The 13,997-nt window shown below is 61.9% G+C and carries 13 protein-coding genes and 1 tRNA gene; 7 read left to right on the top strand and 7 right to left on the bottom strand.

Going from position 1 to position 13,997, the window contains the following annotated elements:
* Positions 1-80 precede the first annotated feature (80 nt).
* The 3 genes from OKW20_RS13905 to OKW20_RS13915 form a co-directional block, all read right to left on the bottom strand.
* On the bottom strand, positions 81-2,537 hold the full coding sequence (locus OKW20_RS13905; RefSeq protein WP_429173000.1) for a phosphoketolase family protein: 2,457 nt from the start codon (positions 2,535-2,537) through the stop codon (positions 81-83).
* Positions 2,538-2,740: 203 nt separating this feature from the next.
* Positions 2,741-3,406, bottom strand: a complete 666-nt coding sequence (locus OKW20_RS13910) for a CBS domain-containing protein (protein WP_429173003.1) — start codon at positions 3,404-3,406, stop codon at positions 2,741-2,743.
* A gap of 99 nt (positions 3,407-3,505) precedes the next feature.
* A tRNA-Ser gene (locus OKW20_RS13915) sits at positions 3,506-3,595 on the bottom strand.
* Positions 3,596-3,906: 311 nt separating this feature from the next.
* Between OKW20_RS13915 and OKW20_RS13920 the strand changes: the two genes are divergently transcribed.
* The 4 genes from OKW20_RS13920 to OKW20_RS13935 all read left to right on the top strand — a co-directional run bounded on the left by OKW20_RS13920 (position 3,907) and on the right by OKW20_RS13935 (position 7,987).
* Complete coding sequence (locus OKW20_RS13920) at positions 3,907-4,941, top strand: septal ring lytic transglycosylase RlpA family protein (RefSeq protein ID WP_429114316.1); 1,035 nt, start codon at positions 3,907-3,909, stop codon at positions 4,939-4,941.
* A gap of 63 nt (positions 4,942-5,004) precedes the next feature.
* Positions 5,005-6,165 (top strand): D-alanyl-D-alanine carboxypeptidase family protein, encoded by a 1,161-nt coding sequence (locus OKW20_RS13925; protein WP_429173006.1) that lies wholly within the window; start codon positions 5,005-5,007, stop codon positions 6,163-6,165.
* 95 nt (positions 6,166-6,260) lie between these two features.
* Complete coding sequence (gene tmk, locus OKW20_RS13930; RefSeq protein WP_429173009.1) at positions 6,261-6,962, top strand: dTMP kinase; 702 nt, start codon at positions 6,261-6,263, stop codon at positions 6,960-6,962.
* Positions 6,959-7,987: a DNA polymerase III subunit delta' gene (locus tag OKW20_RS13935; protein WP_429173011.1), complete on the top strand. Its 1,029-nt coding sequence runs from the start codon at positions 6,959-6,961 to the stop codon at positions 7,985-7,987. The genes tmk and OKW20_RS13935 overlap by 4 nt, the downstream gene beginning before the upstream one ends.
* Here the strand turns inward: OKW20_RS13935 and OKW20_RS13940 are convergent.
* A complete protein-coding gene (locus OKW20_RS13940) occupies positions 7,982-8,287 on the bottom strand; it encodes a pyrophosphatase (protein ID WP_043614374.1) in 306 nt (101 codons plus the stop codon). The two genes, OKW20_RS13935 and OKW20_RS13940, sit on opposite strands and share 6 nt — an antisense overlap.
* 178 nt (positions 8,288-8,465) lie before the next feature.
* Between OKW20_RS13940 and metG the strand changes: the two genes are divergently transcribed.
* Genes metG through OKW20_RS13955 form a run of 3 tightly spaced genes read left to right on the top strand, consistent with a single transcriptional unit; the run spans position 8,466 to position 11,646 of the window.
* Positions 8,466-10,019: a methionine--tRNA ligase gene (gene metG, locus OKW20_RS13945; RefSeq protein ID WP_429173017.1), complete on the top strand. Its 1,554-nt coding sequence runs from the start codon at positions 8,466-8,468 to the stop codon at positions 10,017-10,019.
* Between the two features lie 12 nt (positions 10,020-10,031).
* Positions 10,032-10,811, top strand: coding sequence for a TatD family hydrolase (locus tag OKW20_RS13950; RefSeq protein ID WP_429173019.1), 780 nt, complete (start codon positions 10,032-10,034; stop codon positions 10,809-10,811).
* A 1-nt stretch (position 10,812) separates the two neighbouring features.
* Complete coding sequence (locus tag OKW20_RS13955; RefSeq protein ID WP_429173022.1) at positions 10,813-11,646, top strand: MBL fold metallo-hydrolase; 834 nt, start codon at positions 10,813-10,815, stop codon at positions 11,644-11,646.
* A 32-nt stretch (positions 11,647-11,678) separates the two neighbouring features.
* On the opposite strand, the gene OKW20_RS13960 is transcribed toward OKW20_RS13955, so the two are convergent.
* The 3 genes from OKW20_RS13960 to OKW20_RS13970 form a co-directional block, all read right to left on the bottom strand.
* A complete protein-coding gene (locus OKW20_RS13960; RefSeq protein ID WP_429173444.1) occupies positions 11,679-12,626 on the bottom strand; it encodes a phosphoribosylaminoimidazolesuccinocarboxamide synthase in 948 nt (315 codons plus the stop codon).
* Between the two features lie 235 nt (positions 12,627-12,861).
* On the bottom strand, positions 12,862-13,347 hold the full coding sequence (locus OKW20_RS13965; RefSeq protein WP_429173024.1) for a hypothetical protein: 486 nt from the start codon (positions 13,345-13,347) through the stop codon (positions 12,862-12,864).
* Positions 13,348-13,475: 128 nt separating this feature from the next.
* Positions 13,476-13,937 (bottom strand): GNAT family N-acetyltransferase, encoded by a 462-nt coding sequence (locus OKW20_RS13970; protein WP_429173026.1) that lies wholly within the window; start codon positions 13,935-13,937, stop codon positions 13,476-13,478.
* Between the last annotated feature and the right edge of the window lie 60 nt (positions 13,938-13,997).

The raw sequence follows: 13,997 nt of genomic DNA on the forward strand, positions 1-13,997 counted from the left end.
CGCGAGACGCTCCTTGCGGAGCGGCTCGCAGGCCCAGACGAGCCGGGCAGGGTGATTGTCAGTCCGGCCCACGCGCAAGCCTAGACGTTATCCCCTTCGGTCGATGTCCCGGCCTTGGCAGGCTGCGCCCCCTTGACGCCCCATTTCCAGCCGCTGATCGAGGGCATGTCGTCGCCATGTTTCTCGATGTATTCGCGGTGCTCGATCAGCTTGGCCTGGATCGCCTGCTTGAAATAGGCCGCCCGCGCGCCGAGATGCGGCAGGCGGTCAATGACGTCGCCGGCCAGATGGAAACGATCGAGCTCGTTCAGCACCACCATGTCGAACGGTGTCGTCGTCGTGCCTTCTTCCTTGTAGCCGCGCACATGCAGGTTGCCGTGGTTGGTGCGGCGGTAGGTGAGGCGGTGGATCAGCCAGGGATAGCCGTGGAAGGCAAAGATGATCGGCTTGTCCCTGGTGAAGATGCCGTCGAAGTCGCGGTCCGAAAGGCCGTGCGGATGTTCTTCCGCCGGCTGCAGCTTCATCAGGTTGACGACGTTGACGACCCGGACCTTGACCTCCGGCAGGTGCTCGCGCAGCAGCTGGACGGCAGCAAGCGTTTCCAGCGTCGGAATGTCACCGCAGCAGGCCATGACCACGTCCGGCTCGCTGTTGGCGTCGTTGCTCGCCCAATCCCAGATGCTCACACCCATACTGCAATGGCGCACGGCCTGCTCCATCGTCAGCCACTGCGGCCCCGGCTGTTTGCCGGCGACGACGACGTTGATGTAGTTGCGGCTGCGCAGGCAATGATCGGTGACCGACAGCAGCGTGTTGGCATCCGGCGGCAGGTAGACGCGGACGACCTCCGCCTTCTTGTTGACGACGTGGTCGATGAAGCCCGGATCCTGATGGCTAAACCCGTTGTGATCCTGACGCCAGACATGGGAACTCAGGAAGTAGTTGAGCGATGCGACCGGCCGGCGCCAGGGGATCTCGTTGCAGACCTTCAGCCATTTGGCGTGCTGGTTGAACATGGAATCGATGATGTGGATGAAGGCTTCGTAGCAGGAGAAGAAGCCGTGGCGGCCGGTCAGCAGGTAGCCTTCGAGCCAGCCCTGGCATTGATGCTCGCTCAAGACCTCCATGATCCGCCCGTCGGGTGAGAGGTGATCGTCCTCCGGATAGATCTCGGCCATGTAGCAGCGGTCGGTAACCTCGAGCACATCCTGCCAGCGGTTGGAGTTGTTTTCGTCCGGGCTGAACAGACGGAAGTTCTGCGCATCCATGTTGTTCTTCATCACGTCGCGCAGGAACTTGCCCATCACGCGCGCCGCTTCCACGGTCGTTGCACCCGGGCTCGGAACGTCGACGGCATAGTCCCGGAATGCCGGCATCTTCAGGTCGCGCAAGAGCAGGCCGCCGTTTGCATGCGGGTTGTCGCTCATGCGGCGATGTCCCGATGGCGCGAGCGCCGCAATCTCCGGCTTCAACCGGCCTTCGTCGCTGAAGAGTTCTTCCGGACGGTAGCTCTTCATCCATTGTTCGAGGACACGGATGTGCTCGGGCTTGTCCATCTCCCCCATCGGCACCTGGTGCGAGCGCCAGTAGTCCTCGCATTTCTTGCCGTCGATTTCCGGCGGGCAGGTCCAGCCCTTCGGCGTGCGGAAGATGATCATCGGCCAGGCCGGGCGCTTCAGATTGCCCCTAATGCGGGCATCGTCCCAGATCTGCCGGATTTCGGCCATCGCCGTATCGAGCACGTCCGCCAGTTGCTGGTGAACCTTTGCCGGATCATGTCCTTCGACGAAATAGGGCTTGTAACCCATGCCCTCGAAGAACTTCTTCAGTTCGTCGTGCGGGATGCGGGCGAGGAAGCAGGGATTGGCGATCTTGTAGCCGTTCAGATGCAGGATCGGCAGCACACAGCCGTCGCGGGCAGGGTTCAGGAACTTGTTGCTCTGCCAGCCGGTCGCAAGCGGCCCGGTCTCCGCCTCGCCATCGCCGACGATGCAGGCGACGACGAGGTTGGGATTGTCGAAGGCGGCGCCATAGGCGTGGCTGAGTGCATAGCCGAGTTCGCCACCTTCATGGATGCTGCCAGGCGTTTCCGGCGCCACATGGCTCGGGATGCCGCCGGGAAAGCTGAACTGCTTGAACAGCCGCTGCATGCCTTCGGCGTCTTCGGCGATATTCGGATAAAACTCCGTGTAGGTCCCTTCCAGATAGGCATGCGCCACCAGAGATGGCCCGCCGTGTCCCGGACCGATGATGTAGATCATGTCGAGGTCGTCGCGCTTGATCACCCTGTTGAGGTGAACATAGAGCATGTTGAGGCCCGGCGACGTGCCCCAATGGCCGAGCAGGCGCGGCTTGATGTGCTCGCGCTTCAGCGGTTCGCGCAGAAGCGGATTGTCGAGCAGGTAGATCTGGCCGACCGACAGGTAGTTCGAAGCGCGCCAATAGGCGTCCATCAGGCGGAGTTCGTCTGATGACAACGGTGCTGCTGATTTTCCGGATGCCGTCTCTTTCATCGATGCTGTTTCAGGCGAAACCATCTGAGCCTCCCGGTCAAAAGGACATATGCTGAAATTCCCTCCGGCTTGCCGTCGCGCAAGCCATCGCAGTCTCTTAAATTCGCTACGGTCGTTGCTGTTTTTCTGCGGCGGGCAGGTGGTGGAACGCTTGAAGTTTGAACGACAGCAGCGGGAACACGCTTGCAGCGCCGCGAACTCAGGTCGCGGCGGACTCGACGCACATGTTATTGCGGATAGGGCTCGGCGTAGTGTTCGACCACGCCGCGGACACCACGCACGTTCTCAGCCAGAATGCGCGCCGCCTTGCGGCAATCGGCAGTCTCCACATTGCCCCAGAGGTGTACGATGCCGTCGGTGACGGCGACCTTGATATCCAGGCCCTCAAGGCCGGTGTTTTCGCCGATGCGCACCAGGATGCTGCGCCGGATGGCTTCATCGCCCGCCGCCGTCTCGTCCTGCTTTGCCGACAAGACAGCCTGCAGCAGGTCGGCGCGGCTGACGATACCGACGACAAGGCCGTTCCGCAGAACCGGTATGCGCTTGATCCCGCGCTCCTGCATCACCGCCGCGACGCGCGCCACGGAGGCGTCCTCGTCGATGGTCACGGGATTGGCCGTCATGGCGTCACCGACCCTCCAGGAGGACCGGCGCACATAGGCGCTCGCCCGCTCGTCCGCCGCCCCGGCAGGGTCGGCGACCGGAATGCCGCCGCCAAGCTCGCTCCGGCGAATGAGATCGCCTTCGCTGATGACGCCCACCAGGGCTCCATCACCGTCGACCACGGGAAGGCCGCTTACATGATTGTCGAGCATGATCCGGGCTGCCTGCCTGACGCTGTTGTCAGGGGACAGCTTGACGACCGACGTCGTCATTACATCTTTAACGCGCATGTCGATCCCGCTCCCCAAAAGGACTTGGCACCGTCATTACGCCGCGTAAGTTAGTCCCATCTCGCCGGTTCGACAACTAGTGGGTGGAGAAAAGAGAAATGGCGGACAGGGTGGGATTCGAACCCACGGTACGGTTTCCCGTACGCTGGTTTTCAAGACCAGAGCCTTAAACCACTCGGCCACCTGTCCTTGCCTGAAGCAACGCTCGACGGCGTGCTGGGCACGGCGTTATTGCGCGAAGCCTCGGCGCTTTGCAAGAATTAACATGCAACTCTGAAAGATTTTCTCGAGCGCTTCGAAGAGCAGGCGCGGGCAGGGATCACGTTTACCGACCGTAAACCATAACAAGCGAAATGCGGCGCCCGCCTGTGGATGAGTTCGCATTTTCGCCTTGATGATGTCATGAATACACACCTGTTCCGTTTCGGGACGCAGAGATTTCCGCTGGGGGTAAGCGGAAGGTTTCGAGTACGACTTTATCGATCGATGTTGTGGGACAGATGACCTCCAGTAAAAATGCGGCATTTCTGGTCAAGGGATTGCGCCTTGCGGCTATTCCGGCGCTGTGCGTAGCGCTTACCGCCTGCGGCTCCACGTCGAACGTCAAGAAGACTGCGCGGAGCAAGGAGTACTTTCCTGAATCCGTCTATGGCGTGAAGGCGAGCCCCCGCGTTGCCACCGGCAACAACATCCCGAAGGGCGGCGGGCGCTTTCAGGTTGGCAAGGCCTACCAGGTCAAAGGCAAGTGGTACCAGCCCAAGGAAGACTTCGGCTATAACAAGACGGGCATGGCATCCTGGTACGGCTCGGCCTTCCACGGGCGCCTGACCGCCAATGGCGAAGTCTACGACAAGGCGCATCTGTCGGCCGCCCATCCGACCTTCCCGCTGCCGAGCTACGCCCGTGTCACCAACATGGAAAACGGCACCTCGGTCATCGTGCGCGTCAACGATCGCGGCCCCTACGAATACGGCCGCATCATCGACGTTTCCTCGAAGACGGCAGACCTGCTCGACATCAAGCGCAAGGGCAGCGCGCAGGTGAAGGTGCAATATGTCGGCCGCGCACCGCTCGAAGGCAACGACATGCCTTACCTGATGGCGTCCTATGTCGAGAAGGGCCAGCGCGGCCCGAGTGTCATGCCAGAAGGGCAGATCGCGACCGGCGTGATGGTCGCCTCGAACGAACCGTTCCGCAAGCAAAGCCTCGGCACGATCACCGTCCCGGCCAAGGCGTCGCTCGACGTCAGCGAACCTGTCACCGCGATGGCTGCCCCCGTGCCGCAGTTTGCCCAGCAGCCGGCGTCGTTCAACGAATTCGTCATGCTGCCGGAAATCGGCCCGATCCCGCGCGAGCGGCCGGAATACATTCCGATGCCCAACGGCAACATGGCCTATGCGGCGGCCTATTATGAAGTTCGCGTCAGCGACGCCGAATCGCCCTTCGAAGCGATCATGGTCGACAAGAAGCAGCTGACGCCGCAAGTCATCGTCGACTACGCCAAGCGCCAGAAAACCAACGGTTCGGCCCGTTAACAGTTCTCGGCGTTGTGCCAAAATGACCACGCTGCTATGCCCAAGGGGAAACCGGAGTTTCCCATGCGCATGAAGATGCTTTCGGCCGCATTCCTGGGCCTTGCGTTGTTTGCCGGCGCCGCATTCGCGCAAACGCCGGCACCCGCCTTCGACACCAAGGCAAAGCAGATCTTGCTGGTCGATGCCGAAACCGGCACGGTGCTTTTCTCGCGCGCCGAAAACGACCCGATCCCGCCCGCATCGCTTGCCAAGCTGATGACCATGGAGGTGGTCGCCGAGGCGCTCGGCAAGGGCGAGATCTCGCCCGAGACCCTCTACGACGTATCGGAGCATGCCTGGCGGACCGGCGGCGCACCGGCCGGCACTTCCACGATGTTTGCCGCGCTGAAATCGCGCATCCGGGTCGCCGATCTCCTGCAGGGCGTCGCAGTTCAGCTTGCCAACGATGCCTGCATCATTCTCGCCGAGGGTATGACCGGGAGCGAAGGTGCGTTTGCCGAACGCATGACGGCGCGCGCACGCGAACTCGGCATGCCGGTTGCGACCTTCCGCAACGCGACCGGGCTGCCCGATCCCGGCAACAAGATCACGATGAGCGAACTGGTGACGCTCGTCCGCCATCTGCACGAGGCGCATCCCGATCTCTACCGGCTCTATGCGCAGCCGGAATTCGAATGGAACAAGATCCTCCAGCGCAACAAGAACCCGCTGATTTCGGCCAATATCGGCGTGGATGGCCTGGCGACGGGCTTTGCCGAGGGTTTCGGCTTTTCGCTCGCCGCATCGCTGCAGCGCGGCGACCGCCGCGTCTACCTTGCGATGGGCGGGCTTGAAACCGACAAGGAGCGCATCGAGGAGAGCCGCAAGGTTCTCGACTGGGCGATGACCGCCTTCGAGAAGAAGCGCATCTTCGCCGATGGAGAAGCGATCGGCGAGGCGGCCGTCTATGGCGGCGATGCATCTCACGTCGCGCTGGTGGCCGGCGGCCCGGTCGACGTGCTGCTGCCGGTCAACAATCCCGAGCGGCTGACGGCGCGCATCGTCTACAAGTGGCCCCTGCGGGCGCCGGTGTCGGCCGGCACGGAAGTCGGCGTCGTCAAACTGTGGAACGGCGAGAAGCTTTTGCGCGAAGTCCCGGTCAAGACGGCCGGCGCGGTAGGGCAGGGAACCCTGACGAGCCGCGCGGTCGACGCCCTGCAGGAACTGCTTTTCTTCTGGCTTTAGGCCGTGGGCGCAATGCCGGCGCAGCAATGCATCTGCCAAATCGTCACCTGACGGTTTCGCCCGGAGAACCAATCGGCTAAACAGGGCCAAATCGCATGCCGATACGGGAAAGCATGGTGTCGCTGAAAAAAGGTCTGTTCGTTACATTCGAAGGTGGGGAAGGTGCCGGCAAGTCGACGCAGCTCCGCCTCCTGGCCGAATCCCTACGCGCGCGCGGCTACGAGGTGCTGACGACGCGCGAGCCCGGGGGCTCTCCCGGCGCCGAGGCTGTGCGTCACGTGCTGCTTTCGGGGGCTGCGGAAGCCTTCGGGGTCAGGATGGAAGCGATTCTCTTTGCCGCAGCCCGCAGCGACCATGTCGAAGAGGTCATCCGGCCGTCGCTCGACAAGGGCACGATCGTGCTTTGCGACCGCTTCATGGATTCCTCGCGTGTCTATCAGGGAATTACCGGCAATCTCGAACAAAGCTTCGTCGAGAGCCTTGAGCGCGTGGCGATCAACGGTGTCGTGCCGGACCGCACGGTGATCTTCGACCTGCCCGCCAGTGTCGGCCTCGAACGGGCGCAACGCCGCGCCGGCGACGACAACCCAGATCGTTTCGAAAAGGAACAGCTGGAGACCCACGAGAAGCGGCGCGACGCCTTTCTCGACATTGCCAGCCGCGATTCCGAGCGGTGCCGGGTGGTGGACGCGACGCAACCGGTCGAGGCGATCGCCGCCGAGGTGCTTTCGCTTGTCGAAGCGCTTCTGCCGCACGGCGACGGCACGGACGCGTCTGCCGAGGAAGTCGTGTCATGAGCGAAAGAGCCGGCGTCCTTGATGGCGCGATAGCGCCCGCGGAGAACAATCGCTTGTTCGGCCATGAGCAGGCAGAAGCCTTCCTGGCGCAGAGCTACCGCTCCGGCAAGGGGCACCACGCAATCCTGATCGAAGGGCCGGAAGGGATCGGCAAGGCGACGCTTGCCTTCCGCTTTGCCTACCATATCCTGAAACACCCCGAGCCAGCCGAAGCGCCCGAAGCACTCGCCGACCCGGACCCGAGCTCGGCGATCGGCAGGCAGCTCGCCTCCGGCGCCTCGCACAATCTCCTGCACCTGGCCCGCCCGATCGATGAAAAGACGGGCAGGGCCAAGGGGGCAATCACCGTCGACGAGGTTCGGCGCGCCGGCAAGTTCTTCAGCCAGACCTCCGGCACGGGCAATTGGCGCATCGTCATCATCGATCCGGCCGACGATCTCAATCGCAATGCGGCCAACGCCATCCTGAAGATCCTTGAGGAACCGCCGCGCCGCTCGCTGTTTCTGGTGCTGACGCATGCACCCGGGAAACTGCTGCCGACGATCCGCTCGCGCTGCCTGCCGCTGCGGTTGAAGCCGCTCGAAGCAGCACCGCTCGGCCAGGCATTGGCGCATCTCGGTTTCGATCTTGAGGGCGAGAATGCCGGGCGCATTATCGCTGCCGCCAGCGGCAGCGTCGCCGAGGCGCTGAAGCTGATTAATTATGGCGGCCTGGAAATCGCCGCGACCTTCGAGGGCATCCTTGCGGGGCAGGGACCGGCTGTCCGGAAAGACATGCACAAGCTCGCCGATGCCCTCGCCGGCAAGGACAGCGAAACGATCTTCGATTTCTTCCAGGCCCTTGCCAGCGACCGCATCATGCGCGAGGCGCGCGACGCGGCCGTTTCCGGCGACATCATGCGCGCCGAGCGCTTCGCCCGGCTGTCAGCCACCGTGACCGAGCGACTGACGGTCAGCGACGCCTATAATCTCGACCGGAAGCAGACCATCCTGTCGTTGCTCGACGATATGAAAGCGGCGCTATAGCGCCGGCTGAAAACGCCATTTGCGCGCGATCGCCGCGTGAAGGTCGAGCTTGTGGTGCTGCGCGAAGAGCAGGACGTGCCCGAGAAGGTCGGCGGTCTCGTCGGCCATCTGTGTCCGGAGATCGTCCGGCGACTTCCCCTGGGACCGGCCGCGGCCGCTGAGCTTGTTCCACGCCTGGGTCAGTTCACCCATTTCCTCCTGCATCTTCAAGATGAACCAGTCGGGATCGCGCTCGATCCCGTGCGCGGCGGCATAGCCGGCCGACGCGGTTTCAAATTGGCTGCCAAGTTGATCCAGCACGACTCATCTCCTCCTAAATTGTTTCCGTTTTGTTCTACTTCCTGCACGCGAAGCGCGCAAGGAGAGGGCGCTGTCGGCGCTTGTTCCGGCCGGGCTTTTCATGGATCGCATGTTTCTTCCTTCAAGCGTATGCGCTAAGAGCGTGCGTAGCTTAATCCGAGATAGATCGAATCCGCCTATGAGAGACACGTCCCCCTTCTACATCACGACAGCGATTTCCTACCCGAACGGCAAGCCGCATATCGGCCATGCCTATGAACTGATCGCGACGGATGCCATGGCGCGCTACCAGCGCCTCGACGGACGTGAGGTTTTCTTCCTGACCGGCACGGACGAGCATGGGCAGAAGATGCAGCAGACGGCCCGCAAGGAAGGCGTGACGCCGCAGGAGCTTGCCGACCGTAACTCGGCGGAATTCCAGAAGATGGCGGTCGCCCTGAACGCATCCAACGACGATTTCATCCGCACGACCGAGGAGCGACACCACAAGGCGTCGCAGGACATCTGGATCCGCATGGGCGAGGCGGGCGACCTCTATAAGGACTCCTACGCGGGCTGGTACTCGGTTCGCGACGAAGCCTACTACCAGGAAAACGAGACCGAGCTGCGCGCCGACGGCGTGCGCTACGGGCCGCAGGGAACGCCGGTCGAGTGGGTCGAAGAGCAGAGCTACTTCTTCAAGCTGTCGGAATACCAGGACAAGCTGCTGAAGCATTACGAAGAGAACCCGGACTTCATCGGTCCGGCAGAGCGCCGCAACGAAGTGATCTCCTTCGTGAAATCCGGCCTCAAGGACCTCTCGGTTTCGCGCACCACCTTCGACTGGGGCATCAAGGTCCCGAACGATCCGGCGCATGTCATGTATGTCTGGGTCGATGCGCTGACGAACTACATCACCGCGACCGGCTATCTCGACGATCCGCAGGGCCCGCGCTCCAAGTTCTGGCCGGCGAATATCCATGTGATCGGCAAAGACATCATCCGCTTCCACGCGGTCTATTGGCCGGCGTTCCTGATGTCGGCTGGCCTGCCGCTGCCCAAGCGCGTCTTCGCGCATGGCTTCCTGCTCAACAAGGGCGAGAAGATGTCGAAGTCGCTCGGCAACGTCGTCGACCCGTTCAACCTCGTTGAACATTTCGGCCTCGACCAGATCCGCTACTTTTTCTTGCGCGAAGTCTCCTTCGGCCAGGACGGCAGCTATAGCGAGGAGGGGATCGCAACTCGCATCAACTCCGACCTCGCCAACGGCATCGGCAACCTGGCGAGCCGCTCGCTGTCGATGATCGTCAAGAACTGCGACGGCCAGGTGCCGGTTTGCGGCCCCTTGACCGACGAGGACAAGGCGATGCTGGCCGCTGCCGACGCACTGCACGAAGTCACCCGCGACGAAATGGGCAAGCAGATGATCCACCGGGCTCTGGCGGCGATCATTGCCGTCGTTTCCGAGACGGACCGCTACTTCGCCGGCCAGGAGCCTTGGGCGCTGAAGAAGACCGATCCGGCCCGCATGGGCACCGTGCTTTACGTGACGGCCGAAGTCGTGCGCCAGATTGCCATCCTGCTGCAGCCGTTCATGCCGGAATCCTCGGCCAAGCTGCTTGATCTGGTGGCTGCCCCCACCGACAAGCGCGACTTCGCGGCACTCGGTGAGGCGGGACGCCTCGTCTCGGGCACGCCGCTCGAGGCGCCGAAGCCGGTCTTCCCGCGCTACGTGGCACCGGAAGCGCAGTAAGGCATTTTGAGCATGCTGATCGATACCCATTGCCATCTGGACTTCCCCGACTTCGAAGCGGAGCGTGATGCCATCGTCGCGCGGGCGCACGAAGCCGGTGTCGAGCAGATGATCACGATCTCGACCCGCGTAAAGCGGTTCGAGACGATCCTCGCGATCGCCGAAAGCTATCCGAACGTCTTCTGTTCCGTCGGTACCCATCCGCACAATGCGGACGAGGAACTGGATATCACAACCGAGGAGCTCGTCAGGCTTTCGGCCCATCCCAAGGTGGTGGCGATTGGCGAGGCGGGTCTCGACTATTTCTATGACAACGCACCGCGTGAGGCCCAGATCGAAGGCCTGCGCCGTCACATAGCGGCTGCCCGCGAGACCAGGCTGCCGCTCGTCATTCACAGCCGCTCGGCCGATGACGACATGGCGGCGATCCTGACCGAGGAGACCGGGAAGGGGGCCTTCCCTTTCCTTCTGCACTGCTTCTCTTCCGGTCCGGAGCTTGCCCGCATCGGCGTGGAACTCGGCGGCTACGTGTCGTTCTCGGGCATCCTGACCTTTCCGAAATCCGAAGAGCTGCGCGAGATCGCCAAGACCGTGCCGCATGACCGGATGATCGTCGAGACTGACGCGCCGTATCTCGCGCCCAAGCCGTTCCGCGGCAAGCGCAACGAACCGGCTTACGTCGCCCATACGGCCGCCGTGCTTGCCGAGACGATCGGCGTGACCACCGAGGAGATTGCAAGGATCACCACGGAGAATGCTTTCCGCGTCTTCTCCAAGATGCCGAGGCTCTGACGTGGCGTTCCGGCGCGCCTTCACCATTCTCGGCTGCGGCTCGTCGCCAGGCGTGCCGCGTATCACCGGTGACTGGGGCGCCTGCAATCCTGAAAACCCGAAAAACCGGCGCATGCGCGCGGCCTTGCTCGTCGAGCAGATCGCGCCCGACGGCGGCAGGACGAGCGTCGTCATCGACACGGGACCGGATTTTCGCGCGCAGATGGTCGCAACGAATGTGCGCCACATCGATGCGGTGATCTATACCCATGCCCATGCCGACCATCTGCATGGGATCGACGACCTGCGCGGCTACGTCATCGAGAACCGGAGGCGGGTGCCGATCTGGGCCGATGCCTATACGATGGGCCGCATTCGCGAAGGGTTTGGCTATTGCCTGGAATCGCCGCCAGGCAGCGGCTATCCGCCAATCGTCGAGCCGCACATCATTGCCGATGATCTGCCGCCGGTGGTGATATCGGGCGCCGGCGGGCCGATCGCTTTCCGGCCGCTGATGCAATTTCACGGCAATATTCACTCTCTGGGATTCCGCATCGGCGATTTTGCCTATTGCAGCGACGTCAGCGATTTTCCCGCAGAAACCGTCGCCAAGCTCGGTGGCCTCGATCTGCTGGTGATCGACACGCTGCAATACAAGTTCCACCCGAGCCATCTGTCGCTGGTGCAATCGCTCGGCTGGATCGAGCGCCTGAAGCCCAAGCGGGCGGTGCTGACGCACATGCACGTGCCGCTCGATTACGACACGGTGCAATGCGAGACGCCTGATCATATCGAGCCGGCATACGACCTGATGCGGCTCGAATTCGGTGTTGACGATCCTACGTTCAGCGCCTAATTCAGATTAGAATAAATATCTAATATACTGATTTATTTCGAGAAGTATGGTGTCAGGTTGGCGCGAATGCGATCCAGAACCGTCGCACCCGACAGATCCGGAACAAAGCGCTGGCCGGTGATCTTCTCGAAGGCTTCGATATAGACCGCCGAGGTCTGCTCGATGAGATCGACAGGAATTTCCGGGATCGCATCCTTGTAGGGATCGCAGCGCGCGGTGACCCAGGCGCGCACGAAATCCTTGTCAAAACTCCTGGGACGTTCGCCGCGCTCGAAGCTTTCCTGGTAGCTGTCGGCGATCCAATAACGGCTGCTGTCGGGCGTATGGATCTCGTCGGCGAGAATAATCGTGCCGTTTTCGTCGGTTCCGAACTCGTACTTAGTGTCGACGAGGATCAGGCCGCGCTCGGCGGCGCGCTCTTGGCCGCGGGCAAACAGTGCGAGCGCATATTGCCAGACTGTGTCGAGCTGCTCCTTCGTCAGCAGTCCTTGCTCGAGGATCGCCTCAGTCGAAAGCGGCTCGTCGTGGCCGCCGTCGAACGCCTTGCTGGTGGGCGTGATGATCGCCTTGGGCAGTTTCTCGTTGTCGCGCATGCCGTCCGGCAAGGTGATGCCGTACATCTCGCGCTCGCCGTTGCGGTACTTGGTCAGGATCGAGGTGCTGGTGGTTCCGGCGAGATAGCCGCGCACGACGACCTCGACCGGCAGAATGTCGAGCCGCTTGCCGATGACGACGTTCGGGTCCGGATAGCTGACCACATGGTTCGGGCAGATGTCGGCCGTTTCCTCGAACCAGTAGCGCGCCGTCTGGGTCAGCACATGACCCTTGTTCGGGATCGACGTCAGGATGACATCGAAGGCGCTGAGGCGGTCCGTCGCGATAATGATGCGGTTGCCATCGGGCAGGTCGTAGTTTTCGCGAACTTTGCCTTTGTAGCGGTTTGGCAGTTCCGGAATGAAAGCATCTGAAAGAACGCGCAATTCGCTCATCGCATCTGGCCTTGAAAATGAGGTGTTCGGTTCGGGAACGCTAAGCAGGCTAGAAAGGCTGGGTCAAGCTCGCCAAGGCAACGTTCCGCCGCAATCCATGCTTTCCGGCACATACGTTGGTTCCATAATCTATCTTATGTGATCTTTGTGCCTGGCTGGGCGGATTCCATTTCCAGGTGAGATTTGCTCCTCAGCGCTTGCCCAAAGCGCGCCCTCATCACTTGCGTCACGTCCCTGTCTCTCGGGCCGCTTCGAAAGCGGCACGCTCTTCCATGTAGGCCGATGGGTCGGGTTTGTCTTTCATCATCGTCTTTCGCCAGGCTTCCTGCTCGGCGTTGATCAGCGCCAATTCCCAAACACAGGCAATGACCGGTCTCCGTGCCGCATCCATTGGCTCAGAAGCCGAATAGAGCTTGCGATAATTGTGCTGACACAGGACCGAGCCCTGTATCCACCAGTGCGCAGAGATGGAGATACCGAGGCTGCCGGGATGGATGATGACAAAGCCGAGGCCGTTGCTGTCGCCCTCAGCCGCCACGCGCGGAATTACGTCCCGTCGGACGAATGACTGAGCGAGCACCACCATCGCATCATCGACGTGGCGGCCATCGGCTGCGAGACCATAGGCTTTGAGCTTGAGACCGCCGATGTCCCAATCGCCCAGGTTGGAAACATCACGTGGGCGGTAAACCTCGATCGTTCCGGCATTCATCGGCACGCTCCCATCGATACATTTGTCTCCCACCACCTTGGGTGGCGACATTCAGGGAAAAAGCGACGAACTGCCAAGCGGTCGGCAATAGTGGCGGTGCATCACGTGGAGACGCTCAACCGGGCAACCTACCCCGGCTCAGCTCCTTTCAGTTCCTTGACCAAGCGTTCCGCCGGACCAAAGTCGGTTATCTCCATCCCGGCGGATTGGAACCCCAAGGACCGATAGAAGGAAATCGCATATCCGCCGGATGTCACCCACATCTTGAGCGCGCCCGCACTGGACGCACGCTGCTCCGCTTCTGCCAGCAGCAGCGTGCCGATGCCGCGCCGCCATGCACTCGGATCGACAAAGATAGCGTCCAGCTCTGCAGATTCGCTGGATATGGGCAGCACAGTACAGAAGCCGATGACCTCACCGTTCGCTTCGGCAACCAGCGAATTCGGGAGATGTTCCTCGGCGACCCCGAAGACATCAGGATTGTCGAGAAGTTCCTTGTGGTGATCGCCGGTTGCCAGCGAAGCAAGGCGCTGCACCTCTTCGAGGCGATCGTGATCGGCTTTGGTTGCCTGGCGAAGTGTTGGCCGCATGACTGGTCCCATTGAAGTGAGCCTGAATGGTTGGAAGGCTCTGCATAGCCGAAATCGTGC

This window comes from Ensifer sp. LBL, assembly GCF_050435225.1.
GTDB lineage: Bacteria > Pseudomonadota > Alphaproteobacteria > Rhizobiales > Rhizobiaceae > Ensifer.

What these genes read in the sequence shown, in the direction of transcription:
- OKW20_RS13950 (WP_429173019.1), top strand. Translation starts at nt 10,032, where the DNA reads ATGCTGATCGATACCCATTGCCATCTGGACTTCCCCGACTTCGAAGCG.
- OKW20_RS13910 (WP_429173003.1), bottom strand. Translation starts at nt 3,406, where the DNA reads ATGCGCGTTAAAGATGTAATGACGACGTCGGTCGTCAAGCTGTCCCCT.
- OKW20_RS13965 (WP_429173024.1), bottom strand. Translation starts at nt 13,347, where the DNA reads ATGAATGCCGGAACGATCGAGGTTTACCGCCCACGTGATGTTTCCAAC.
- OKW20_RS13970 (WP_429173026.1), bottom strand. Translation starts at nt 13,937, where the DNA reads ATGCGGCCAACACTTCGCCAGGCAACCAAAGCCGATCACGATCGCCTC.
- OKW20_RS13925 (WP_429173006.1), top strand. Translation starts at nt 5,005, where the DNA reads ATGCGCATGAAGATGCTTTCGGCCGCATTCCTGGGCCTTGCGTTGTTT.
- OKW20_RS13935 (WP_429173011.1), top strand. Translation starts at nt 6,959, where the DNA reads ATGAGCGAAAGAGCCGGCGTCCTTGATGGCGCGATAGCGCCCGCGGAG.
- OKW20_RS13920 (WP_429114316.1), top strand. Translation starts at nt 3,907, where the DNA reads ATGACCTCCAGTAAAAATGCGGCATTTCTGGTCAAGGGATTGCGCCTT.
- OKW20_RS13905 (WP_429173000.1), bottom strand. Translation starts at nt 2,537, where the DNA reads ATGGTTTCGCCTGAAACAGCATCGATGAAAGAGACGGCATCCGGAAAA.
- tmk (WP_429173009.1), top strand. Translation starts at nt 6,261, where the DNA reads ATGCCGATACGGGAAAGCATGGTGTCGCTGAAAAAAGGTCTGTTCGTT.
- metG (WP_429173017.1), top strand. Translation starts at nt 8,466, where the DNA reads ATGAGAGACACGTCCCCCTTCTACATCACGACAGCGATTTCCTACCCG.